Origin of the sequence: Mycobacterium xenopi (assembly GCF_009936235.1) — a bacterium.
Lineage (GTDB): Bacteria > Actinomycetota > Actinomycetes > Mycobacteriales > Mycobacteriaceae > Mycobacterium > Mycobacterium xenopi.
Genome location: NZ_AP022314.1, coordinates 2,295,710 through 2,319,405, shown reverse-complemented (window position 1 = coordinate 2,319,405; position 23,696 = coordinate 2,295,710). Strand labels below are relative to the sequence as shown.

Annotated in this window: 22 protein-coding genes and 1 pseudogene; 20 read left to right on the top strand and 3 right to left on the bottom strand. The window is 64.6% G+C overall.

Annotation, left to right across the window (positions count from 1 at the left end; translation table 11 throughout):
- Positions 1-11 precede the first annotated feature (11 nt).
- The 9 genes from MYXE_RS10775 to MYXE_RS10735 all read left to right on the top strand — a co-directional run bounded on the left by MYXE_RS10775 (position 12) and on the right by MYXE_RS10735 (position 11,392).
- Entirely contained in the window at positions 12-575 is a 564-nt protein-coding gene (locus MYXE_RS10775; protein WP_085196557.1) for an NADH-quinone oxidoreductase subunit J family protein, read from the top strand.
- Positions 572-874 carry an NADH-quinone oxidoreductase subunit NuoK gene (locus MYXE_RS10770; protein ID WP_085196555.1) on the top strand — a complete coding sequence of 101 codons (303 nt, stop codon included), beginning with the start codon at positions 572-574 and terminating at the stop codon, positions 872-874. The genes MYXE_RS10775 and MYXE_RS10770 overlap by 4 nt, the downstream gene beginning before the upstream one ends.
- A gap of 7 nt (positions 875-881) precedes the next feature.
- The gene (locus tag MYXE_RS10765) at positions 882-2,738 is read left to right on the top strand and encodes a proton-conducting transporter transmembrane domain-containing protein (RefSeq protein ID WP_085196554.1); all 1,857 of its coding nucleotides are present in this window, start codon (positions 882-884) and stop codon (positions 2,736-2,738) included.
- Between the two features lie 2 nt (positions 2,739-2,740).
- Positions 2,741-4,237 carry a complex I subunit 4 family protein gene (locus MYXE_RS10760; RefSeq protein WP_085196583.1) on the top strand — a complete coding sequence of 499 codons (1,497 nt, stop codon included), beginning with the start codon at positions 2,741-2,743 and terminating at the stop codon, positions 4,235-4,237.
- 14 nt (positions 4,238-4,251) lie between these two features.
- Positions 4,252-5,640, top strand: a complete 1,389-nt coding sequence (locus tag MYXE_RS10755; RefSeq protein WP_085196581.1) for an NADH-quinone oxidoreductase subunit N — start codon at positions 4,252-4,254, stop codon at positions 5,638-5,640.
- Positions 5,641-6,137: 497 nt separating this feature from the next.
- Positions 6,138-6,344, top strand: coding sequence for a heavy-metal-associated domain-containing protein (locus tag MYXE_RS10750; RefSeq protein WP_085196552.1), 207 nt, complete (start codon positions 6,138-6,140; stop codon positions 6,342-6,344).
- 62 nt (positions 6,345-6,406) lie between these two features.
- Positions 6,407-8,695: a heavy metal translocating P-type ATPase gene (locus MYXE_RS10745; RefSeq protein ID WP_085196550.1), complete on the top strand. Its 2,289-nt coding sequence runs from the start codon at positions 6,407-6,409 to the stop codon at positions 8,693-8,695.
- Positions 8,696-8,899: 204 nt separating this feature from the next.
- Positions 8,900-10,099: a YHS domain-containing protein gene (locus MYXE_RS10740; protein WP_232061788.1), complete on the top strand. Its 1,200-nt coding sequence runs from the start codon at positions 8,900-8,902 to the stop codon at positions 10,097-10,099.
- Between the two features lie 45 nt (positions 10,100-10,144).
- Positions 10,145-11,392: an MFS transporter gene (locus tag MYXE_RS10735; protein ID WP_085196546.1), complete on the top strand. Its 1,248-nt coding sequence runs from the start codon at positions 10,145-10,147 to the stop codon at positions 11,390-11,392.
- A gap of 30 nt (positions 11,393-11,422) precedes the next feature.
- On the opposite strand, the gene MYXE_RS10730 is transcribed toward MYXE_RS10735, so the two are convergent.
- Positions 11,423-12,019, bottom strand: coding sequence for a class I SAM-dependent methyltransferase (locus MYXE_RS10730; RefSeq protein WP_085196544.1), 597 nt, complete (start codon positions 12,017-12,019; stop codon positions 11,423-11,425).
- A 314-nt stretch (positions 12,020-12,333) separates the two neighbouring features.
- On the opposite strand from MYXE_RS10730, the gene MYXE_RS10725 reads away from it, so the two are divergent.
- On the top strand, positions 12,334-13,002 hold the full coding sequence (locus MYXE_RS10725; RefSeq protein WP_085196542.1) for a DUF305 domain-containing protein: 669 nt from the start codon (positions 12,334-12,336) through the stop codon (positions 13,000-13,002).
- A 251-nt stretch (positions 13,003-13,253) separates the two neighbouring features.
- Here the strand turns inward: MYXE_RS10725 and MYXE_RS10720 are convergent, their stop codons facing one another.
- On the bottom strand, positions 13,254-13,523 hold the full coding sequence (locus MYXE_RS10720; RefSeq protein ID WP_085196540.1) for a metal-sensitive transcriptional regulator: 270 nt from the start codon (positions 13,521-13,523) through the stop codon (positions 13,254-13,256).
- A 390-nt stretch (positions 13,524-13,913) separates the two neighbouring features.
- On the opposite strand from MYXE_RS10720, the gene lpqS reads away from it, so the two are divergent.
- The 10 genes and pseudogenes from lpqS (at position 13,914) to MYXE_RS24975 (ending at position 22,880) form a co-directional block, all read left to right on the top strand.
- On the top strand, positions 13,914-14,423 hold the full coding sequence (gene lpqS / locus MYXE_RS10715) for a putative copper homeostasis (lipo)protein LpqS (protein WP_232061827.1): 510 nt from the start codon (positions 13,914-13,916) through the stop codon (positions 14,421-14,423).
- A gap of 276 nt (positions 14,424-14,699) precedes the next feature.
- Positions 14,700-15,807, top strand: a pseudogene (locus MYXE_RS10710) (PLP-dependent cysteine synthase family protein).
- Positions 15,808-15,958: 151 nt separating this feature from the next.
- A complete protein-coding gene (locus tag MYXE_RS25280; RefSeq protein ID WP_415624468.1) occupies positions 15,959-16,228 on the top strand; it encodes an anti-sigma factor family protein in 270 nt (89 codons plus the stop codon).
- A gap of 103 nt (positions 16,229-16,331) precedes the next feature.
- Positions 16,332-16,631 (top strand): PE family protein, encoded by a 300-nt coding sequence (locus MYXE_RS10700; protein WP_085196573.1) that lies wholly within the window; start codon positions 16,332-16,334, stop codon positions 16,629-16,631.
- A 14-nt stretch (positions 16,632-16,645) separates the two neighbouring features.
- Positions 16,646-17,830, top strand: coding sequence for a PPE family protein (locus MYXE_RS10695; protein ID WP_085196536.1), 1,185 nt, complete (start codon positions 16,646-16,648; stop codon positions 17,828-17,830).
- Positions 17,831-17,959: 129 nt separating this feature from the next.
- On the top strand, positions 17,960-18,979 hold the full coding sequence (locus MYXE_RS10690) for an ornithine cyclodeaminase (protein WP_085196534.1): 1,020 nt from the start codon (positions 17,960-17,962) through the stop codon (positions 18,977-18,979).
- The gene (locus tag MYXE_RS10685; protein WP_232061787.1) at positions 18,970-20,340 is read left to right on the top strand and encodes a type III PLP-dependent enzyme domain-containing protein; all 1,371 of its coding nucleotides are present in this window, start codon (positions 18,970-18,972) and stop codon (positions 20,338-20,340) included. The genes MYXE_RS10690 and MYXE_RS10685 overlap by 10 nt, the downstream gene beginning before the upstream one ends.
- Before the next feature lie 11 nt (positions 20,341-20,351).
- Complete coding sequence (locus tag MYXE_RS10680; protein ID WP_232061786.1) at positions 20,352-21,764, top strand: MATE family efflux transporter; 1,413 nt, start codon at positions 20,352-20,354, stop codon at positions 21,762-21,764.
- A gap of 238 nt (positions 21,765-22,002) precedes the next feature.
- Entirely contained in the window at positions 22,003-22,305 is a 303-nt protein-coding gene (locus MYXE_RS10675) for a hypothetical protein (RefSeq protein WP_085196530.1), read from the top strand.
- 443 nt (positions 22,306-22,748) lie between these two features.
- Positions 22,749-22,880 carry a hypothetical protein gene (locus MYXE_RS24975; protein WP_269474422.1) on the top strand — a complete coding sequence of 44 codons (132 nt, stop codon included), beginning with the start codon at positions 22,749-22,751 and terminating at the stop codon, positions 22,878-22,880.
- Between the two features lie 32 nt (positions 22,881-22,912).
- Here the strand turns inward: MYXE_RS24975 and MYXE_RS10670 are convergent, their stop codons facing one another.
- On the bottom strand, positions 22,913-23,686 hold the full coding sequence (locus MYXE_RS10670; protein WP_232061813.1) for an ExeA family protein: 774 nt from the start codon (positions 23,684-23,686) through the stop codon (positions 22,913-22,915).
- Between the last annotated feature and the right edge of the window lie 10 nt (positions 23,687-23,696).

The window sequence follows — 23,696 nt, the reverse complement described above, 5'->3', positions numbered from 1 at the left end:
GGAGTTGAAACATGGTCGTGCACATCGTGTACTGGATCGCCGGTGTGATCGCTGTGCTGGCCGGGGCCGCTGTGTTTCGGGTGAATTCGATGGCCCGCGCGACATATGCACTCGCGGTCTCGTTCGTGGCGGTAGGTGTCGCGGTGTTGCTGTTGCAGCAGAACTACATCGGCGTCGTGACGATCTTGATGATGGTGATGGAGATGGCGGTGATGGCGGTGTACATGGTCATGTTCATGGGCATGAATCCGGCGCTGATGCCGATGAGCATGGTGCACGACAAGCGCCGGGCCCTGGCCACCGCCGCTGTCACGTTCGTCGTTCTGGCGACCGGGATTTTGTTGACCGACTGGCCGTCCCGGCGAGGCGAACCGCCACAGGATCTCACCGCCGCGCTTGGCGAGGAGTTGATGGGGCCGAAGATGTTGGCCATGGCGGTGATCAGCCCAGTGATGGTGGCCACCATCGTCGCGGCAATTGTTTTGGCTGCCCGCCGAACTCGCTATGACCGATTTGGTGACGACCTCAAGCGCAGACCGGCCCGCGATCCACAACCGGGAGGTGTCGGACCGTGACCCTGCAGACGGTGCTGCTGGTGGCCGCGGCGGTGTTCAGCGTCGGACTCTACGGCGCGCTGTCCCAGCAAGTCGTGGTGATGGTGATGATGGGACTGGAGTTGATGATCAACGCGGTCATCCTCGCGGTGGCGGGTTTCTGGTGGTTTGTCGTGCCGGCGCCGACGGGGCAGGTGCTGCTCCTGGTGATCATTGCCGCGATGACGGTGGAGATGGCGATGGGATTTGCGATGGCCACGCTGCTGCACCGCGAGCGCCGGGCCGACATGACGGACATGGCCACCGACCTGTCCGGGTGAGATAGCAATGACATCAGCGGCACAGCTGTTGCTGTGGCTCTTGGTTTGCGCGCCGGCAGTGGTTGGTGCCGCGCTCGTGCTCAGTGGAGCGCGCCGGTGGGCGGCGGCGGTCTCGGTGGCCACCGCCGCGATCGTGGTGGCGCTTTCCATCGCGGCCGCCATCGCCCGGCCCACGGTCTCGGTGGCCTACCTGGCGGATGCGAACTTTGGGATGCACGTTGACGCTTTGGCCGCCACGGTGGTGCCCGCGGTCGCTGCGGTGACCTCGCTGGTGCTGGTGTTCGCCGTCGGGGATATCCGGGCCGCGCAGGGCCGCTTTCACGGGTTGATGCTGCTGTTTGCTTCGGCCGCAATGTTGACGGCGACGGCCGCGACGGTGCCGACCTTGCTGCTGGCGTGGGAACTGATGGGGGCCGCGTCATACGCGCTGATCGGGTTCTGGTGGCGCGACCAGCACCGAGTGTCGTCGGGTCTGATCGCGTTCCTAACTACCCGTTCCGCTGATCTGGGGCTCTATGTGGCCGCGGGTGCTGCGCTGGCCGGTGGCGCGGGACTCGCATTGGCGGATCTGCCCGCCGCGAGTAGTGGCTGGCGCGAGGTCGTCGCGGTTGGTGTGGTGGTCGCCGCGCTGGGTAAGGCCGCGCAGCTGCCGTTTTCGTTTTGGTTGTCGCGGGCGATGGACGGACCTAGCCCGGTCAGCGCGCTGCTGCACTCGGCGGCGATGGTCGCGATGGGCGCGTATCTGCTGCTGCGGGTCGAGCCGCTGCTCGCGGCCACCGGATGGGTGGCCGCTACCGTCGCGTGGGTTGGGGTCGCGACGGCGGTGCTGCTGGGTGTGGTGGCTCTGGCCCAGCGCGATCTCAAGCAACTGCTCGCCGCCTCGACCGCGGCGCAGCTCGGATTCGTCGTGATGGCCGCGGGCGTGGGCACGGTCAGTGGTGGCGCTGCACAGCTGGTGGCCCATGCCAGCACCAAGGCAGGATTGTTCCTGGCCGCCGGCGCGTGGCTGTCCCTGCTGGGCAGCAAGCAACTCGACGATCTGCGGGGCGTTGCTCGCCGCTGGCCACTCGTGGGTTGGTGTGCCAGTGTCGCGGCTCTGGCCCTGGCCGGGGTGGCGCCGCTGTCGCTGTGGGCGACCAAGGATGCTGTCCTTGCCGCGGCAGCGAATCGCTGGACGGGGGTTTATGCAGCAGGTGTCGTTGCGGCGGCTGTCTCGGCGGCCTACTCAGGAAAACTTCTGGTAGTTCTGTGGCGCGCTAAACCCGCACAGCCAGAAGCTGATTCACCCACCCGAGTGGCGAACTCGAGAGACGCGCGACGGCTCACGGCTTTCGAACAAGCGCCGCTGGTCATGCTGTCCATCGGGGCCGCGGTGTCCGGTGTGCTTGCCTTGCCCCCGTTCGGCTCGATACTCAGCCGCGCCTTGGACAACCGATCAGCCGCCCAGGCAACGGTTTTCGGGCTGGCCGGTTCTGCTCTGTTGTCGCTCGGGGTTGTGGTGACCGTGGTGCTGTGGCGGGTGCCGGAGCCGAGGTGGGCCGCTGCCTGGCTCGGCCTTGAACGAGTCGCGCATGTGCTTGTCGCCGGACCCACCATGCGTCTCGCCCGCATGCTGGCCCGATTCGACGACCATGTGATCGACCGGGCCGTGGATGTGACGGCCATGGGTGTGCTGCGGGCCGCTGAAGGCGCGGCACGGATCGACATTCGAAGCGTCGACGGTGCAGTCGAGGCGGTCGCGCAGCGCATGCGTGCACTCGGCGAGCTGGCCCGCAGACCGCAAACCGGTCAGCTGCACCAGTACTACCTTGCCGGCGTGGCGCTGCTCATGGTCGGTGTCGTGCTGGTGCTTGCGGTGAGGTGAATGTGCTTAGCCTGATTGTGTTTTTGCCCCTGGCCGCTGGGTTCGGGCTGCTGGCCGTTCCTCGTATCGGCGACAGCGGCGCCAAGTTGGTCTGGGTCACAGTCGCTGCAGCAGAGACGACACTGACCGCGCTGATGTGGGCGCGATACCGTCCGCCGCCCGCGGATCGCTTGGCGTTCGAGGAAAAAGCGAGGTGGATCCCCGGCATCAATAGCAGCTACCACGTCGGCGTGGATGGTCTGTCGCTGCCGCTGGTGATCATGACCGCGGTGATCTTTCTGGCCTGTGCGGTCTACGGATTGCGCGGGCGCGACCGGTCCAGGCTGGAAGCTGCGCTGTTTTTGTTCCTTCAAGCCGTGAGCCTGGGCCTGTTTGTCTCGGCCGACCTGATCTTGTTCTTCGTCTTCTTTGATTTGTCGATCGTGGCGATGTATTTCGTGATCGCCGGCTGGGGCCACGGCGATGCGGGCCGCTCGGCGCTCAAGTTCTTCCTCTATACCTTTCTCGGCTCCCTGGCTCTGCTGGTGGGGTTCATCGGCCTCTATATCGCGTCCAAGCCACATACCTTTGACATGGTCGACATCGCCGCCACCACCCCGTTGGCCAAAAGCCCCCTGGTGGGCGGGCTGGTGCTGGCGGCTATTCTGCTTGGCTTGGCGGTCAAGACCCCCACCGTTCCGTTCCATACCTGGCTGCCTCCCGCCCACACCGACGCGCCGGCGATCGGCTCCGCCGTTCTGGCCGGGGTGCTGCTGAAGATGGGGACCTACGGGTTTGTGCGGATCGCGATGCCGATGCTTCCGCAGGCGTGGCGCTCGTGGGCCTGGGTGATCATCGCGGTGGGCATCGTGTCGGTGCTCTACGGCGCCCTGGTGGCATTGGCGCAGAACGACTTCAAGCGCATGATCGCCTATACCTCGGTCAACCATATGGGCTACATCGTGCTGGCGGTCGGTGCGGCGGGGCTGATCGGCGGCGGCACTGCTCACGCCGGCGGTGTCGCGGTCACCGGCGCGGTCACCCAGATGGTCAGCCACGGTCTGATCACCGGCGCGCTGTTCCTGCTCGCTGGCGTGCTGTATGACCGGGCGGCAAGCTACGACATGGATGCCTACGGTGGACTGGCCGGCCCGGCCCCGAAGTTCGCTGCCCTATATGCGGTCGGCGCGTTCGCGTCGCTCGGATTACCTGGCTTCTCCGGGTTCATCGCCGAATTCCAGATCTTCACCGGCAGCATCGCGGCCACACACGTCACCGCGATTGCCTTGCCGGGCATCGTGATCACCACCGCTCTGTTTCTGCGTGCGCTTCAACGCATCTTCACCGGTAAGACACGCGGTCACGCGGTCGGCTTCGGCGACGCCTACACCTCCGAGATAGCCTCAGCCGGAATGCTTTTGCTGCTGTCCGTCGCCATCGGCGTGTTGCCGCGGCCACTGCTCGATCTGATCGAACCGGCTGCTAACACACTCGTCGCGCTCGTCGGGAGATCCCCGTGAACACCGAGGCCGGAATGCGGCCACTGCTCATGTTGCCGGAAATGCTGGTCTTCGCCGGGGGACTCGTGGTGATGATCAGCGGATCTTTCCTCGCGAAGCACCGGCAGTGGTGGACCAGCGTCATCGCCGCCATGGTGCTAGCCGGTGCCACCCTGGCGGCAATCACCGGGATGACGGGGCCCGATCAGAGCGCGTTCGACGACACGTTCGCCATAGATACCAGCACCGGTCTGGCCCGGATCGTTGCTGCGATCGGGGCGCTATTGGTTCTCGCCGTGGCGGGTGACGAAATACGGGGCTCGCCACGAGAAAGCGAGACCTATGCGCTGCTGCTGTTTTCGACCACAGGGGTGCTCATTCTGGCGGGCGCAGATGACCTGCTTGTGCTTATAACCGGGTTCCTGCTCACCAGCATCCCGCTCTATGGGCTGATAGGGCTGCTGCGCTCCCCCACTGCAGCGGAAGCGACGATGAAGGCATACCTGATCGGCGCGCTGTTCGGCATCGTGCTCATGCTCGGTGTATCTATCCTCTACGCCGTCACCGGTGCCACCAGTTATCACGAGCTTGGCTTCCGTCTCGGCAACGCCCCGGCAGGCGCCGTCGCCGCCGGGGCAGTCGCCGTCCTCGCCGCCCTGATGTTCGAGGCCGGCGGTGTGCCCGCGCATTTTTGGGTGCCCGACGCGGCGCAAGGCGCAAACGGCACGGCGGCAATGTTTTTGACAACGGTGCCCAAGATCGGTGCGCTTATCGCCCTATACCGCCTGGCCACGGTCCTGCCGGACACCATCGGATGGCCGCTGCTGGTCGCGGTGTTGGCCGTCGCGAGCATGACGCTGGGCAACCTGGCCGCCTACTGGCAACAGGACCCACGCCGACTGCTGGGATGGTCAACAGTCAGTCAGGTCGGGTTCCTGCTCGTCCCCATCGTGGTGGCCGGCCGCAGCGACCTCGCGCTGCCGTCGCTGCTGTTCTATCTGGCTGGCTACACGCTCACCAATAGCGCCGCGTTCGCGGTGACCACCGCCCTGCCGGGCCGCCGTGACCTCGGCGCCTACCGTGGTCTGGCCCGGTCCCAGCCATGTTTAGCCGGTGCGCTGCTGGTCGCGCTGCTCGGCCTGCTCGGCACTCCCCCGACTGCCGTCTTCGTCGGCAAGCTCACCACCGCCACCGCGGCCTGGGACGGCGGCCAATCGTGGCTTGCCGTGGTCGTTTTCGTGAACTCCCTCATCAGCCTGTTCTACTATCTGCGCTGGATCATTCCGTCGTTCAGGCAGTCAACCGCCCACTGCGGCGACGTATTCGACCCGAAAAAGTCGTCCAGCATCACCGCGGTGCTAGCTTCCGGCGTCAGCCTGGCGTTGGGCATTTCGGCCGGCGCCGTGTGGCAGTTGCTCACTTGAACGTTGGCTGCTTACTGCATCGAAAGTTCTTGACCCTCGCCATCGCTATAAGCGGTGCGGCGTGCGCGACGTGTGCACAGCGATCGGAACTAGGCGTGAAAGTGGTCGTGCGCTTAGTGAACGCCGCTGACGTGAACGCTGAACCGGTTGGCGCTGTTGCCAACGCCGTTTGCGGCCGGCGGGCCGGGTAGGGCATAACACCAATCTGAACGAGCCGCATGGCGGCGGTCACATGGGAGCCAGCCTTGCTGCTTGGCAGGGCGCATCGTGCTGAGAGCACCGCGTGGTGATTTAGCACCAATGGTTTCGCAGGTCCGACGGGCCAGCTCGGTTTCGACGACAACGAGATCCCTCTACTCAGGACGCGACGCTGCGTACGTAACTCTCCCGGCCGTGGTGACCAAGGCGCTGCCATCTGGCTCTGCACAGAAAACCGACCGTTTACATACCCTACAGGGGTATGCTATATGTTGTTGGTGCTACGGAAAGGCATCTAGATGAACACTGTCAGTGTGACCGTCACCGGAATGAGTTGCGGACACTGCGCCTCCGCGGTACGGGAAGAGATCGCAAAGGTCTCCGGTGTGACGGCCGTCGATGTGGATATGACCGATGGGAAAGTGACAATCGAGAGCGCCGGACCCCTGGACAGCGACGCAATCGAGAACGCCGTCGACGAGGCGGGCTATCATCTCGCGCGCTGAAACACCATCTGAAGCGTCGAACGCGACCACCGGCTCATGACTTCCCATCCGAGGAGTTGATTGTGAGGCCCGTTACCCAAAGAACCCCGAGCCGCCACGTCGAGTTGGACATCGGCGGTATGACGTGCGCGTCCTGCGCGGCCCGAATTGAGAAGAAGCTGAACAAGCTGCCCGGGATAGCGGCAGCGGTCAACTTCGCCACCGAGAAAGCCCGGGTCGACTACGTCGGGGATGTCACAGCCGAACAGCTGGTGCAAACCATCGAACGAGCCGGATATAGGGCGGAGCTTTCCAAGCGGAAAGAGCCTGAACCAGATGCTGGTTCAGGAAGCACGACCGAGGAAGACTCGACCGCTGCGCTGCGGCGGCGGCTGCTGGTCTGCCTGGTGTTGTCCCTGCCGGTGATCGCGATGGCGATGATTCCGGCGCTGCAATTCACCAACTGGCAATGGCTGTCGCTGACATTGGCGGCGCCGGTGGTCGTGTGGGGTGCGCTCCCGTTCCATCAGGCCGCGTGGGCCAACCTGCGCCAGCGCACCGCGACCATGGACACGCTGATCTCGATGGGCACGATCGCCGCGTTCGGCTGGTCGATCTACGCCCTGTTCTGGGGCACGGCCGGAATGCCTGGGATGAGGCACCCGTTCGAGTTGACCATCACTCGCACCGACGGCACCAGCAACGTCTATCTCGAGGTGGCCGCGGGGGTGACGACATTCATCCTCGCCGGCCGCTACTTCGAGGCGCGCTCCAAGCGGCGTGCCGGCGCGGCGTTGCGCGCCCTGCTTGAGCTGAGCGCCAAGGACGTCGCCGTACGCAGAAACGGTGTGGAGCAACGCATCCCGATCGAGCAACTCGTGGTTGGCGATGAATTCGTGGTCCGGCCCGGTGAGAAGATCGCCACCGACGGCATCGTGATCGAGGGCTCTTCGGCGGTCGACGCGTCCATGCTGACCGGCGAATCCGTGCCGGTAGAGGTCGGCCCGGATGACCAAGTTGTCGGCGCCACCGTCAACGTTGGTGGACGACTTGTGGTGCGCGCCAATCGGATCGGTTCCGATACCCAATTGGCGCAGATGGCCAAGCTCGTCGAAGAGGCACAAACCGGCAAAGCCCGGGCGCAACGGCTGGCCGACAAGATCTCCGGGATCTTTGTGCCGATCGTCATCGCACTGTCGGCGGCCACGCTCGCATTCTGGATCGGCACCGGAGAACCGATCGCCGCGGCGTTGACCGCAGCGATCGCGGTGCTGATCATCGCCTGCCCCTGCGCGCTCGGCTTAGCCACCCCCACCGCCCTGATGGTCGGCACGGGCCGCGGCGCACAACTGGGCATCCTCATCAAAGGCCCAGAGGTTCTGGAATCCACGCGGCGCATCGACACGATGGTCCTCGACAAGACCGGGACCGTAACCACCGGGACCATGAACCTGCTCGACGTCATCACCGCCGACGGGGAACAGCCAGCCCAGGTGCTACGAGTTGCGGGTGCACTCGAAGACTCCTCGGAGCACCCCATAGCCACGGCGATCGCCAAGGCCGCCCGCCAAAAAGTCGGCGAGCTGCCGCCCGTCGAGGGCTTCACCAACCTCGAGGGCTTGGGTGTTCAGGGCGTCGTCGAGGGCCACGCGGTCGTCGTCGGCCGCGAGCGGCTTCTTGCCGACTGGGCCCAGCACCTACCGGACAAGCTGGCGCGGTCCATGCGAGAAGCCGAATCGGAGGGCAAGACCGCCGTCACCGTCGGCTGGGACGGCACGGCTCGCGCGCTGCTGGTGGTGGCCGACGCCGTTAAGCCGACCTCCGCCGAAGCGGTACGCCAGCTGCGTTCGATGGGGATGACACCGATTCTGCTCACCGGCGACAACCAGGCCGCCGCGCGCGCGATCGGCAAGCAGGTAGGCATCGATGAAGTCATCGCCGAAGTGCTGCCACAAGACAAGGTCGACACCATCAAGCGGCTGCAGGCCGAAGGCAAAGTGGTGGCCATGGTCGGCGACGGGGTCAACGACGCAGCCGCGCTCGCACAGGCCGATCTCGGACTGGCCATCGGAACTGGCACCGATATCGCCATCGAGGCCAGCGACCTGACACTGGTGCGTGGTGACCTGCGCGCCGTGCCCGACGCGATCCGCCTCGCGCGCAAGACGTTGGCGACGATCAAAGGCAACCTGTTCTGGGCATTCGCCTACAACATCGCCGCCTTGCCACTTGCGGCCGCCGGACTGCTCAACCCGATGCTGGCCGGCGCCGCGATGGCCGTTTCGTCGGCCTTCGTGGTCAGCAACAGTCTGCAGCTACGCCGATTCCAGTCAATCGTGACTGAATCCGCTGTCAAGCCCAGGGCGACGTAATCGGATCGAGCGTGGCATCTCATGGCCGGGTCTTGGAGTCTGCACAGACTGGCGACGGTAGCCGCCGAGACCGAAGAACGTGTTTGTTCGTACGCCGACTTGGGATTGCTGTACCGACACGCCGACGCAGACTTCGAGCCCGACTCGCTGCAGCCCTTGCGGCTGATTCAGTTCGCACAGGCTCGAGGTGTCGGTGCGCAGCAATTGGCGGCGGCCACCAGCCATGGCGATCTATTGGACATTTTCCAGGAGCTCGCGCCGCCCAGCGGCGCCCCGGTAAACCTTACTGACATCGCCGCGGAGCTGGGACTCGACGATGAGGTAGTCACTGACTTGATCGAAATTCTCCAATGGAATGAGATTGGGGCTATCACCGATACCGACGTTTCCGTATTGCGTGTGGTAGCCCGGGCACTCGCATCGGGGCTGCCTCGCGACACCCTCATGCAGCTGGTGCGAGTGTTCGCTGATGCCATGGAGCGCTTGGCCGATGCCGAGGTGCGCACATTCCACAATTATGTCCATGAGCGTTTGCGTGCACAGGGACTGGTTGGCCGCGAGCTGCTGGGGGCGAGCACCGGCATCGCGAAACCCTTGTTCGATCTGATAAAGCCGGCCGTCGTGTATTTCCACCGACGCGCATATCAGCAGGCCAACCGGGAACACCTGCTACGCCATATCGCCGAGGAGACCACCCCACCCTCCATGGCACCGGGCGAGGAACAAGCGACCGTTCTGTTTGTCGATCTCGCAAGTTTCACCCCGCTCACCGCGGCAATGGGTGACCACGCTGCCGCTCAAGTGCTGCACAGGTTCGGCATCACGGTACGTAGCGCGGCAACTCGGCACGGAGGCCGCATCCTCAAGCAGATCGGCGACGCATTCATGCTGACGTTCACGCAGCCGACAGACGCTATCGAATTCGGGCTTGCGATAAGTCGTTTCGTCGACGCAGAGCCCCAATTTCCTGCCCTGCATATGGGTGCCCACCATGGCAGGGTTCTGTATCGGGAGGGTGACTACGTTGGCGGCACTGTGAACCTCGCCGCACGGGTGGCGTCGGCTAGTGCCCCAGGACAGTTCCTGATCACTCAAGACCTGCGCCGCGCAACCGAGGGCGGCGTAGACGCCGAGTTCGCTGCTTTGCCACCGCGACGACTCAAGGGTATAGCGGAATCGGTTCACCTCAGCGAGGTACGGCCGCGCGGCCCGGAACGCGCCCACCGTGCCACCGATCCGGTCTGCGGAATGCAACTGCACCCCCACAACGCGGCAACTCGGATCACATGGCATGGAAGGACATTCGCCTTCTGCTCTCTGACCTGCGCGGAGGCCTTCGACGAAGATCCCGGCCGCTTCGTTGCTGCGGACCACAAACGTTCGCCGCGCGGGATCGAAGGTTGAGAGCGCCGGACACTACATGCGCAGCCCAACTGACATGATGCGGTAATGGCGTTGATCGCGCAGTTCCGCAGTTTCTCCAGGCCCAGCCGGCTGCTGATGATTAATCAATTCGGCATCAACATCGGCTTCTACATGCTGATCCCGTATCTGGCCGGTTACCTTGCGGGCGCTCTGGCGCTCGCCGCGTGGACCGTTGGCCTGGTCAGCGGCGTCCGGAACTTTTCGGAGCAAGGAATGTTCATCATTGGCGGCACGCTCGCCGACCGGGTCGGCTACAAAGCGTTAATTGTGGCCGGATGCCTGTTGCGCACTGGAGCGTTCGCACTCTTGGCGGTTGCGCAGTCATTGCCGGCTTTGCTCATCGCCTCAGCCACAACCGGTCTCACGGCCGCTTTATTCAATCCCGCGATCCGCGCCTACCTCGCCGCCGATGCCGGTGATCGCCGCGTGGCAGCCTTCGCGATGTTCAACCTCTTCTATCAGGCCGGGATTCTGCTCGGTCCCCTGGTCGGGCTTGCACTGGTGGCCGTCGATTTCCGGATCAGCGCACTGGCTGCCGCGGCGATATCCGCCATGCTGACGCTGGCCCAGCTTTTGACACTGCCTGAGCGCCGCGCCGACGCCGCATCGGAGCAGACATCGATAATCCGCGAGTGGCGGGCCGTTGTGGTCAACCGGTCCTTTGTGCTCTTCGCCGCAGTGATGACCGGCTCTTACGTGTTGTCTTCCCAGGTCTTCTTCACGATGCCGCTGCAGGCATCGATTCTTACGCGGAAGTTTGAATCATTTGTGGTGGCAGCGCTCTTCGTGGTTTCGGGCCTGGTTCCAGTCGCCGCTCAGCTGCGCATCACCCGCTGGCTCGCCGCTCGCTGGAACCCCGGGGGTAGCCTTGCCATGGGTACGACGATCCTGGCCGCTTCATTCTTGCCGCTGAGCATTGTGCGCGACAGTCATCGATTCGGAATCATCCCGGCTCTGGCTGCACTCCTGGCGTCCGCCGCCATCCTGGCCATTGGTGCCGCTGCCGTTTTTCCGTTCGAGATGGACACGGTCGTCTCCCTCGCCGGAGGTCAGCAGGTGGCCACCCATTATGGGTTCTACAACACCATCGTTGGAACTGGAGTCCTTGTCGGCAATCTGGCCATCGGCGCGCTCATGGGCGCGGCACGCGAGGCTGGCCTCGACGAACTCGTATGGGCTGGGCTGATCCTCGTCGGCATCATCGCCGCGCTAGCGCTTCATGGTCTCGACCGCCGCCATTACCTGGAAGCGCCGCATGTCGTGTCGCGTTGAGGACGTGGAGCCTTTCAAGGCTAGAGTCAGTCATGTCTTACGAGCCGCGCCGACGAACACCAAACCGGCGTAGTGGCGTTCGATTCGACCGGTGCCGTGAAGACCATGACGGGCCAGCTCGGCGGCGAATTCCTCGGCCTCGAAACGGTTCTCGCGCGGATGAGCGGTGAATGTCCGAAACACCCACGTGTCGAGGATGTGGCGTGGGACTTCTTCGAACAGCAGCAGCCCACCGGGACCGAGCACCCGTGCAATCTCGGCGATCGCCTGCGGCCAATCGGGTACATGATGAATGATGCCAAAATCGACGACAGTATCGACGCTCGCGCTCGGCTGTGCGATGTCGCACACGTCGCCGACCGACAACGACACCGGACGTCGGTACGTGCGCCGTCGTGCGAGCTCCACCATTAATTCATCGAGGTCGAAGGCGGTGACACTATCGGCGCCGAGTCGATCCAGAAGGACCTCGGTACCGACGCCCCGCCCGCACCCGACCTCGAGCACCTTTTGCCCAGACAGCGAACCGTCGGCCAGCCGCCGAAACCACTCGGCCTGGTTGCGGTGCTGAAGGGCGGCGCGGACAGGGTTATTCATCAAGGCCCGCTCAATCGCGTTGAGCTTCACGACATCTCCTCCATCCATAGCCGGTGGTCCAAGCTGAACGAGATTGACCTCTGTGCCGGAGTCGTCACTCGCGTGGCCGTTCTGCGGCCAGGTAGTGCAGTCGCGACACGTCCCCGGCCCTGCTTGCAATGCGTGATCATCCGGCCAGCGTGGTGATCGTGGGCGACAACCTGTAGCTTTCGCGCCAATCCCATCGCTAGCACCCTTCCCCGTCGAGCAAGTCTGTGGTCTAGAGTTACGGTATACCCGTATTGGGTATATGAGGCAAGGGGTGAAACCCGCCCCGCGACCCACGTTTGGAAGGGACAATCACCGTGAAGAGGCAACGGTTGTGCATTGTCGTTGCGGCCGCGCTGGCGGTGCTGTTGACCTTGACCGCATGTAACAGTTCAGGCAATCGGGCCGGCTCCACCACAACGTCGGCCAGCTCTTCGCGGGGATCGACGTTGCCATCAGGCGCCCCGGCCCACAACGACGCAGATGTCGCGTTCGCCCACGACATGATTCCTCATCACCAGCAAGCAATCCAGATGAGCAACATCATTCTCGGCAAGGAAGGCATCGACCCTCGCGTGATTCAGTTAGCCAACCAGATCAAGGCGGCGCAGGGACCGGAGATCCAACAGATGCAGGCGTGGCTGGCCCAGTGGGGGCAGCCAACGATGCCAACGATTCCAAGCGCCAACATGACGGCAGAGCACCCAATGCCCGAGATGGCGAACCAGAGCGGTATGCCACCAATGGGCGAAACGGGTGGCATGATGTCCGAACAAGACATGCAAGCCCTGCAGAACGCCCAAGGCGTCGATGCCAGCAAGCTGTTCCTCACCCAGATGATCAAGCATCATCAAGGTGCAATCACAATGGCCCAGAAGGAAATCAAGTCCGGTCACTACCAACCCGCCACTGCGCTGGCGCAATCGATCGTTACCAGCCAGCAGCAGGAGATCAACACGATGCAGAGCATTTTGGGTTCGCTATAGCACCAGTTTGGCCCAAAGGGACCATCTACTGAGCTACATCGAGTACTGAGCTACATCGAGGCCTTTGGCTCCCGTGATCGTCACGACTAATGCGACCGCGGGGTTGTGTTGATCGTCGATCAGATGTGATGCACCGGCAGATTGCGTCGTCGCGGGCTATCTGACCGGCGAATCGCACTGGTCGAAACCGGTCGCGCGGCATGTGGCGGCGAAGACATTCAGCGCGTGCCGCGCGCACGGCCGGTCAACCATTACGAACGTACGAGTCGTGCGATGGCGTCGGTGGCTTCTTTGATTTTGAGGTCTGCTTCTTCGCCGCCGAGCTCGGCGGCGTCGACAACGCAATGCGTGAGGTGATCGTTGAGCAGGCCGAGCGCCACGGCTTGCAGGGCGCGGGTGAGTGCGCTCACCTGTGTCAGGATGTCGATGCAGTACTTGTCGTTCTCGACCATCCGTTGGATTCCACGGACCTGCCCTTCTATGCGCCTTAGCCGGTCGAGGTAGCGGTCCTTATTGGTGATGTAGGCCCTGCGGCTCTGCCTGCGAGGCCGGTGCTACCGATTCAGTTGGCATGGTCGTCATTTTTCTTCCTTGTGTCGTCGGCTCCAGATTTCCCGGCGGGGCGACGCTCCCGGTAGGGGTATCCCACGCGGTCCCCGTGCGTGGGCGCATGGGCAAAGCGGCACGGGCAGGACAGGGAGCAACTGCATACATCAAACCACTCGCCGCGCAAGTGCCAGTCCGCTCGCATTGGTGCCGTCATAGCTTCCCCTAGGATACCCAGACAGGGTATGCATGGTGCTGAGTTTAGCTACGGCATAACCTCAAGGAAAGTACCCTGGGCCGGTATACGTTCCCGGCGAAGTTCTTTACTTGGTACGGGTAGGGGGTATAAGATCGGGCACGTGGATATGCGACGGGTGGTCGCCCTTTCCGCGCCGCAGGACGGCGGCGGATCGGTGCGGCGTGGCCGGCTGGCTGCTGGCCTGTCCAGCATCGCCCGGGTGCGCCACCCCAGCGCGAGCGGGCGGCCACGGTGGCGGTCGCTAATTGTCGTGGCCGCCGTGGTTTGGGCGCTGCTGGCTGTGGGCGCTCACGGAGCGCTGCCGGAGGAGCACCACGGCGCGCATGCACATCCGTTGCTTAGCTCGCTGGATCACGAGTTTGTGGTTGATGTCGGGCATGCCCATCTGGTCGACGGGTCGACGCTCTCGCATCATCCTGAGCAGTTCGCGACCGCGGTGCTACCGCAGCGGCCGACCACCGCGTTGATCGCTCTGGCTTTGGTGGTGGCGGCCGTCGCCTTCACCGGTGTGCTCTCTTATTTGGTGGCCTCCCCCGGGCGGGGTCCCCCGCCGCGGTTGGCCCTTGTTCTTACGGGTCAAGCTAGATTGACCCGGTTCTGCCTCGCTCGGCGCTGACTGGTCAGCGTCAGGCCGTTGTGCTCACCGCACATATGGCCGGTGACCGCCGACCCGTGTCAATAGCCGCGTTGGTGTGCCCGCGGCCCCACGTTCAAGCGAGGATCGATGAACCACGTCCTACCTTTCAACACCACGGCGGCGCACAGCATGCGCCACCTCACCCACCGCCGCCATCCGCTTACCGGCGAGGGGTTTCGTTCCAGCCCGCACCAGTGCGGCCCCAACTGTGATAAGTGCCGCCCGGCCCCGGAAAAGTATCGCCGGGTGGGCGCCATGGTCGGCAACACTCCGGTGGTATGGGTCTCTGAGCCGTTTGGCGCCGACGACCGCGGTTTTTGGGCCAAACTCGAAGGTGCTAACCCCGGTGGCATGAAAGACCGCCCGGCCATGCACATGGTCGAGCGGGCCCGCCTGCGCGGTGACCTGCTGCCGGGGGCACGCATCGTCGAATCCACCAGCGGCACCCTGGGATTGGGCCTCGCATTGGCCGGCATGGTCTATCGCCATCCGGTCACCTTGGTCACCGACCCCGGCATGGAACCGATCATCCAGCACATGTTGGCCGCCTACGGCGCCCAGGTGGATGTGGTAACAGAGCCGCATCCGCGGCGGCGGCTGGCAGCAAGCCCGCAAGGATCGCGTCGCCGAGTTGCTGGCCGCCGAACCGGATGCGTGGTGCCCCAACCAATACAACAACCCCGACAACGTCGACGCCTACCGGCCCCTGGCCCACGAGCTGCTCGACCAACTCGGCCACATCGATGTGCTGGTGTGCTCGGTGGGCACCGGCGGGCATTCGGCCGGGGTGGCCCGGGTGCTGCGCCAAGCCAACCCCGATCTGCAGCTGATCGGGGTGGACACCATCGGCTCGACCATCTTCGGACAACCCGCCGCCTCCCGGCTGATGCGCGGGCTGGGATCCAGCATCTACCCGCGCAACGTCGACTACGGCGCCTTCGCCGAAGTGCACTGGGTGGCGCCCGCCGAAGCGGTGTGGGCGTCTCGCACCCTGGCGGCCACCTACTACACCAGCGGCGGCTGGAGCGTGGGCGCGGTGGCCCTGGTGGCTGGCTGGGCCGCACGCACCTACCCGCGCGGCACCAGCATCGCCGCGGTGTTCGCGGACGGCCCGCAGCGTTATTTCGACACCATCTACAACGACGACTACTGCCGCGACCACGGGCTGCTCGACGTCGCGCCGCCCACCCACCCCGACCAGATCAGCACACCCACCGAGGCCATCGTCGACCGCTGGACTCGCTGCACCACGGTCGTCGACCCCACCACGTTAGCCCCGCACTCAGTCGCGAAACCCCAAGCGCGGCCGGCAATTCTGGCAAGCGACGACGGAGACACGGCCGAGCAGAAAATCCCGGCCTAGCCATAAAGGGACTGCGATCGTGAATAAGGAAAACAGTCGAACGAGATTGCAGGATGCTGTCGCCGCTGTCGCACGCGTGACAACCGCGCTGACAGCCGGTGCACGCCATAGGTGCGCCTCGCTGAGGCCCGCCGCGCGGCGCGGCAAGCCCGTGATCGGCGCGCCGGGCGGGGCGGGTCGCCACGAGTATGCGATGTGGGACGCCGCATACGTATTGGGGTCACTGTCGGTGACGGAGCGCCGCGAATTCGAGGCCCACCTTGGCAAGTGCGAATCCTGCTGGCAGGCCTTGACCGAACTTGGCGGTGTCGCCGCGCTGCTGGCACTGCTCGACCGCGACGAGGTGGCTGGCATCGACGAGCTCGCATCGATCGCGAATTCCGGCGAAGCGCCCGAATCTTTCAGCGGCCGCGGAATGTAGCGCTTCGGGACGGCTTGCAATGTAGTGCCTTGGGACCGATCACCTTAACAAGCCTGCGCCCGATAACTATCGAGCGATCACGGAGAACAAAGGAGAAATGCAGATGTCTTTCGTGACAACGCAGCCGGATATGCTGGCGGCAGCGGCCGGCGACTTGGATGCCATCGGTTCGGCGATGACCGCACAGAACGCCACCGCGGCAGGCCCAACCACTGAAGTGGTCCCTGCTGCCGCAGATGAGGTATCGGCCCTGACCGCGGCGCAGTTCGCCGCGCACGCCGGCATCTACCAGGCAATCAGCACCCAGGCGGCCGACGTGCAACAGCTGTTCGCGGCCACCCTGCGAGCAAGCGCCGGCTCGTATGCGGCCACCGAGGCCGCCAACGCGGTCGCGGCGAGCTAAGGAGATGTGGGGCAATGGATTTCGGGATATTGCCGCCGGAAATCAATTCCGGTCGCATGTATGCCGGTCCGGGGCCAGGGCCGATGCTGGCCGCCGCGGCGGCCTGGGACGGATTGGCCGCCAACTTGTACTCCACGGCGACCTCCTATCACTCGGTCGTCTCGGGGCTGACCGGCGCGTCGTGGACGGGTCCCGCGTCGGCGTCGATGGCGGCCGCCGCCGCCCCCCATGTCGCATGGCTGACCGCCACCGCGGCGCAAGCCGAACAGACCGCGAACCAGGCCAGGGCGGCGGCGGGCGCATTTGAGACCGCATTCGCGATGACCGTGCCACCGCCGCTCATCGCGGCGAACCGCGCCCAACTGATGGCGCTTGTTGCGACCAACATTCTCGGTCAAAACACCCCGGCCATCGCGGCAACCGAGGCCGAATACGCCGAAATGTGGGCCCAAGATGCCGCCGCGATGTACGGCTATGCCGGCAATTCGGCGACCGCCTCGACGATGCCATCGTTTACCCCGCCAGCGCCCACCACGAACCCTGCCGGGATGGCCGGCCAGGCCGCCGCGGTGGCCCAAGCCAGCGGAACCTCAGCCGCCAGCCACGCCCAGTCGACCCTGTCGCAGCTGACTTCCGCGATGCCCCAGGCGCTGCAAGGGCTTGCGTCGCCCGGGACATCGACGCCGTCGCTGTCGTCGATGAGCTCGGTTATGTCGTCGATGAGTTCGTCGGCGGCCCTGCTGAGTTCGGGCTCCTCGGTGGGCTACTCGTTGAGTGCGGTCGCGAAGATGATGGCGCCGTCCACAACTGCCGCTGCCCAGGCTGTCGGTACCGAGGCTAAGGCGTTGGGATCGGCCGTCACGGGCGGGCTCGGTTCGGGGACGGGCGCACTGGGCTCGGTAGGGTCGGCAGGCTTGGGCGGTAGCGGTGCGGTCTCGGCCAGCCTGGGCCGCGCCGGGTCCCTTGGTGCGCTGTCGGTGCCGCAGAGCTGGGCCACGACCGCCTCGGCGATGAGCCCCGCCGCTGCGGCGCTGCCCACCGCCAGCCTGGGCGGCATCCCCGAAGGCGGGCCGAATGCCCTACCCGGCGCGATGCCGCTGGCCGCTATGACTGGGCGCGGCGCCGGCGGTGGCACAAGTGCCACGCCCCGTTTCGACATGCGTCCCACCGTGATACCGCATGTGCCGGCCGGCGGATAACAGAGAGGAAAGACGCTCCGCTACGACGCCACGCAAGTCGCGCCATCGTGCTATCGCCGCGAAACTAGCGATGGCGCACACCGCGCATTCACCGATTTGACACGATGAACATAGAAAGGAAAGCGGCAAATGAGTTCTCCAGCAGCCAGTCAGCCGGTTCAGCAGATCTTGTCCCGCGAGGGTGTGACGCTGCCGGTGCTTACCCGCAGCGACCTCGCCAATATTCCCGTCACTCCCGGCGATGTGATCGAGGCGGTGCGGGGTGCCTATCTGCGCGTGGCCCAAGGCTCCTCGGTGGCCCCAGCCAAGATCATGATGCGTTCGCCCCATCGGGATTCGGTGGCCTACGCGATGCCTGGTTACGATGGCGGATTGCATGTGTCAGCGTTTAAAGACTATTACATGCAAAACGACGAGGGGAAAAAGGAATACATCACCATCACCCTCTACGACGATAAGGCCGGGGCGCCGATCGCGTTTATGGACTGCACCCGTGTCACCACGCTGCGCACCGCAGCGAGCACCGCGCTGATCGCGGCAGCATGTGCCCCCGCGGGGGCGCGTACCGCGCTGGTCAGCGGGTCTGGTGCCCAAGGGCGGGAAACGTTCCCGTTCCTGCTGGACGCGCTTCCGGACTTGGAGCGGTTGCTGTTGTTCGCCACGCATCCAGACGGGATCGCCTCGGTGCGCGCGTATTTGCGCGAGCAGCATCCCGACCGTGACATCGAAGTCGTCACCGACCCGGAGAAAGCCGCAGGCGAATCGGACGTCATGGTGGCGACGTCGGCCGGCCCGGCCACCAACGTCAAGTTGCGCACCAGCTGGCTCAAACCCGGGGCGCTGTTTATCTCGGTAAACGGTACCGGGGTGCACCCGTCGTCGTTGCGCGACGCCGACTACGCCGTCGCGACGAGCCCGGGCCAACTGGCCGTGACCGGTAGGCGTTTCGCCAACGAGGACGGCTCTTTACCACTGGATGCCCAACTGCCCGACATTCTTGCCGGAAAAGCGCCCGCCAGGCGAGACGAGGCTGACCGGGTTTTCGTGTTCAACAGCGGTATGGCCATCACCGACATCCCGGTCGCGCATGCGCTGGCCACCCAGGCGATCGCGCTGGGGCGCGGACAGGAGATCCGGTTGTGGAGCTGACCCAACGCCCTTTGTCCTTGCCGGCGATTGAGCCGTCATGGGCCGGTCAAGTCAGGGCCGACCCGTCACTGCTGGCTGATATCGCCCACGCGGTCCGCGGCCCGTTTCATGTCCTGTTTCCACCGCAATTCGCGCACAACCTGAAGACCTTCACCGACGTCATCGCCTCGTCGGGGCTGCAAGGCCAAGTGTTTTTCGCCAAAAAGGCCAACAAGGCGGGATGCTGGCTACCGGTGTGCGCCGAATCCGGTGCCGGGGTCGACGTGGCCAGCAGCGCGGAGCTGGTTCACGCACTGGCTCATGGTGTGCGCGGACGCGACATCGTGGTCACCGGCCCGGCCAAAAGCGAACATTTGCTGTGGTTGGGCGCCCGGCACGGCTGCCTGATCGCCGTCGACGCCCTCGACGAGCTCGACCGGGTCATGGCGCTTGCCGGCAAAGCAGATGGCGTTCGCATCCTGTTGCGGGTGCTTCCGGAGGTGAACCCCGACAGCCGATTTGGCCTCGATCCCGCTGACCTCGACATCGCCCTGAAACGATGCGCCCATCAGCGCTCCCGGCTGTCGATGGAAGGGTTTTCCTTTCACCTCAACGGCTACGAGGTCAAACCACGCGCGCAGCTGGCCGCCCAACTGGTTGACCGTCTCGTCCAGGCACGCGCCGACGGGCTAGCGGCGACCTCGATTTCTATCGGTGGCGGGTTCGCGGTGAGCTATCTAGACGCCGACACCTGGACCCGCTTCCTGCGCGATCATCGGGAAACCGATTTTCACAGCCGCAAGACCTTCAGTCACTTCTACCCGTATCATCAGGCGCCGACCGGGGCCGACATGTTATCCGCGATTCTGGCCAGCGAAACCGATTGCGGCACAAGCACCGTCGGCGAAAAATTGGCCGCATCCGGGACCAAGCTCCTGCTGGAGCCCGGACGCGCGCTGCTGCACGGAGCCGGGTTCACAGTTTTCCCCGTCCAGGGGTTTAAGCGGCGAGGCGATTACGGGATCGTCACCGTTGACGGGTTGAGCATGAGCTTGTCCGAGCAATGGAAATCCAGCGAGTTCCTGCCGGATCCAACGCTATGGCCCGAACAGGGTTCGACCGAGTCGGAGCCGACCGGCCCCGTGCTCACCTGCGTTGCCGGGGCCAGCTGCCTGGAATACGACATGCTGACCTGGCGCAAAGTCGTGTTGCCGCACGAGCCCCGTCACGGCGACATGCTGATCTACCCCAATACGGCCGGGTATCAAATGGACAAAAACGAATCACAGTTTCATGACCTGCCCTTGCCCCCGAAGATTGTGTTGACCCTTGACCACGGCCGGTTCCGTTGGCGGCTCGACCAAAGCGGCAGGCAGCAGTGAGCCGTCCACCGGTGGCAGAAACGCGCCGCGCGCGCCTGATTCAACTGATCCGCACCAGCGGGGCACTAACCGCGTTGGCGGCGCCGATCGCCGGTGTCCAATTCGCGCAAGTGGCGTTGACCACCACTGACTTGGCCGTCATGGGTCTTATCGGGGTACAGGCCATCGCCGCTGGTGGGCTGGCTGCGGTGTTGTACAACCTGATGCGCACGATGTGTGTCGGTGTGGTGACCGCCGTGGGAAACCTGGTCGCCCGGGCAGCCGGACAGGGCGAGGCACGTTCCGGAGGTGACTGGCCGGATGAGCAGGCGCAGGAGGAAATACGCCACATCACACGCTCAGCGTTTCTGGTGGCGACGGGGGCTGCAGTCATGCTGGGCGCTGCGCTGATCGGGTTGGGCTACGTATTGCCACTGTTCGGGGTGGACAAGGACGTGCTCGCGCATGCCCGGCCGATGATGATCGCCCTAGCCCCCGGGCTGATTCCGATGGTGTGGCTTAATGTTCTGCGTCAGTTTTCTGTCGGGATGCGCCGCCCCGGTCCGCTCTTAGCTGTCAGCATCGCCTCCATTGCTGTGAACGCCGGCTTGGACTTCGCGTTCATCTATGGTCTGCTCGGCTTACCCAAACTCGGCCTGGCCGGAATCGGGCTGGCGACAACGCTTGTCCAGGTTTTCACCGTTGCCGCGTTCTACCTGATACTACGCCGTGATGAGCGGCTTGCCTCGCTGCTGTCGATCGACGGGTGGAATGCCGACGCTGCAATGGCTCGCGATATCCTTCGCCTAGGCTTTCCCATTTCGCTGACCTACGGCTCGGAGGCCGGCATCAACTCCCTTGCCGCCGTGGTGATGGGGGCCTTCGGGCCGATCGCCCTGGCAGCGCACAATGTGGTGAATCAGCTGACCCGCATCGCCTTTCAGGTCAGCATCGGCCTATCCCACGGATCATCGATCCTCATCAGTCGTGCCATCGGCAGACTGGACAGACAACAGGCTCAGCAGACCGCCAATGCAGCGCTAGTCCTCGGCTGGCTCACCACCGCTACCCTCGCAGTGGTCTACGTCGCCGTGCCCAACTGGGTGCTGCGGCCATTTCTGGATCCCACCGCCACGGCAACCATCGTGCTGGCCAAGGTTTTTCTGCTGTTCGCCATAGTTCAGCAGGTCGTGGACTTCACCCAAAATATCGCCATCGGACTGCTGCGGGGCATCGGAGACACCGCGACGGGCTTACGTGCCACCACTATCGGGTATTGGATCGCCGGCGTGCCCGCCATGCTGCTGCTGGCCTTCCCCGCGCGCCTGCACGGGCCGGGCGTATGGCTGGGGATGAGCATAGGATTCGCCACCACAGCAGTCTTGCTGCTGCGCCGATTCCGCCAAGACCTGCCCCGAACCGCCCCACCCGGCTCGCCGCACTGACGATGATGTCCACCGTGGCCCCCGCTGCGAACATGCTCTTCGAGCCGGGCATCCCCGCTGCCTGATTGCTCCGCACGCTTGTTCCTATGTGGTGTTGGTCGTGCATGAAAGATCCGAGTGCGGTGAAGCAGCAGGTGACGTTCGGCGATCGTGTCGGGCCAAAAGGCCCTTATCGGGACACCGCGCGGGCCCGGAACCTATTCGAGTACGAGTGCTACCCGAATGATGAGGAGGGTTCATGTTCGCCAAAATCAAACACGTGGGCGTTATCGGGGCCGCCATTGCCGGCGTCGGGTGGATGACTACGGTAAGTCCGGTCGTCGCGTACGCCCAGCCGCCGCGCATCCCCCCGGGCACTGACATCACCTGCCCGAACGGTGGCCCCGACGACGTCCAGTACCTGCCGGACCCCGACGATCCCAACGCCTACTACGTCTGCGCGGGTGGGGTGGAGCAGCAGCACCGCTCGTGTCCAACAGAAGTGATCATGACGACGCCGCCGAGGTGTCGTCCTTCGAGTAATCATCACAGCATGCCTTAGCTGGCCGACGATGCGGGCGGTCTCGGTGGCCGCATACGCCGGCATGCTCCACACACACACACGGCGTGCAAGCGCCGAAATCCAGTATGACAACTGCAACACACGAAGATCGGCCATTGCCAATTTCGCAAAAGTCATTCAGGGCCTCTTCCCAGAACCTCAGCGCCGCCACCAGCTCGCAGTCGGTGCAACTTATTTCGAGTGAGCATGGTGCGCGACGAAGCTTGCGAAGCTCCCACAGCGGTTTGTCCGCCAGGGGTAGGTAGGGTCGCCTTAGCAACCGAACGAAACTGATTGGTTTCGAAGGTCCGCAAGGGGATCCCTTTACGGGACACCGCCCCGCTACCATTGCCGCGGACCGCTGACCGCGCCAGCGTCTCGACATGTCTACATGAACTCAACCAAAGCGTTGCCATCACGGACTACGCTCACGACCGGACCCGGTGTTGCGCGTCACTCTGGATGACGATGATGGCGTCATTGGGGTTGACGACGAGCCGATGATGGGAACGGCCCCGCTCGGTGTGGTGAGCGGGGCGGTGGTGGGCGTGGTGACGGGATGCTCGTCGGGTTGATGTGGTGCTGGTTGTGTTGACGCGGATCGGGTTCAGTCCGCGGCGATTTCGCTGATCGCGATGCGGGCGGCCTTTTCGTCGACGATGGCGTGATCGGCGGCGAATGCGGCGGTCAGTGCGTGCAGGGCGAGGTTGTTGACTGCGCGGGGATGGCCACGGGAGGCGTTGTGGATCAACCCGATCGCGTCCTCGGAGAACAGCGTGTCGGCTCGGCCGGCAATCTTGCAGTGATGCCGTATGTAGTCGGCGGTGTCGGCGCCGCTCATTCCGGCGATGGTGTAGCGGACCGCGATGCGCTGATCCAACGCTGCCAGCACCCCGAGCCGGAGCCGGTGGCGCAGGCTGGGTTGGCCGACCAGGATGACTGCGAATGGGGATCCGCTGTCCATGTCGTGGTTGGTCAGCAGCCGGATCGCTTCGAGCTGGTGGTTATCCAGCAGGTGGGCTTCGTCGATGACCAGCACGGGGTTGCGTCCTCGTTCGGCGTGTTCGCTGGCCAGCGCCTCGGCGGCCTGTGGGGCCAGGGCGGATTTGTGGTAGGCGGGGGTGTGCCCGAGGGTGGCCACGATGTGGGTGAGCATGCCGCGCACCCCGATGGTGGGGTTGGCCAGGTAGATGAATACGTGCCGGGAGGGATCCAGGTTGGCCGTGGCGGCCCGCACGGCCACGGTTTTGCCGGCGCCGACCTCGCCGGTGATCACCCCGATCGCGCGCTGGTCCACACACCAGGTGATGCGGGCCACCGCTTCACCGTGGCCGGCGTGGCGATGCAGCATCCCCGGTGCTAGGTCACGCCCGAACGGCATCCGGGTGAAT

Bases quoted from the DNA above. Each gene is read 5' to 3' on its own strand.
- MYXE_RS10775 (WP_085196557.1), top strand. From the start codon at position 12: ATGGTCGTGCACATCGTGTACTGGATCGCCGGTGTGATCGCTGTGCTG.
- MYXE_RS10765 (WP_085196554.1), top strand. From the start codon at position 882: ATGACATCAGCGGCACAGCTGTTGCTGTGGCTCTTGGTTTGCGCGCCG.
- MYXE_RS10755 (WP_085196581.1), top strand. From the start codon at position 4,252: ATGCGGCCACTGCTCATGTTGCCGGAAATGCTGGTCTTCGCCGGGGGA.
- MYXE_RS10750 (WP_085196552.1), top strand. From the start codon at position 6,138: ATGAACACTGTCAGTGTGACCGTCACCGGAATGAGTTGCGGACACTGC.
- MYXE_RS10735 (WP_085196546.1), top strand. From the start codon at position 10,145: ATGGCGTTGATCGCGCAGTTCCGCAGTTTCTCCAGGCCCAGCCGGCTG.
- lpqS (WP_232061827.1), top strand. From the start codon at position 13,914: ATGCGACGGGTGGTCGCCCTTTCCGCGCCGCAGGACGGCGGCGGATCG.
- MYXE_RS10700 (WP_085196573.1), top strand. From the start codon at position 16,332: ATGTCTTTCGTGACAACGCAGCCGGATATGCTGGCGGCAGCGGCCGGC.
- MYXE_RS10695 (WP_085196536.1), top strand. From the start codon at position 16,646: ATGGATTTCGGGATATTGCCGCCGGAAATCAATTCCGGTCGCATGTAT.
- MYXE_RS10690 (WP_085196534.1), top strand. From the start codon at position 17,960: ATGAGTTCTCCAGCAGCCAGTCAGCCGGTTCAGCAGATCTTGTCCCGC.
- MYXE_RS10675 (WP_085196530.1), top strand. From the start codon at position 22,003: ATGTTCGCCAAAATCAAACACGTGGGCGTTATCGGGGCCGCCATTGCC.
- MYXE_RS10670 (WP_232061813.1), bottom strand. From the start codon at position 23,686: ATGCCGTTCGGGCGTGACCTAGCACCGGGGATGCTGCATCGCCACGCC.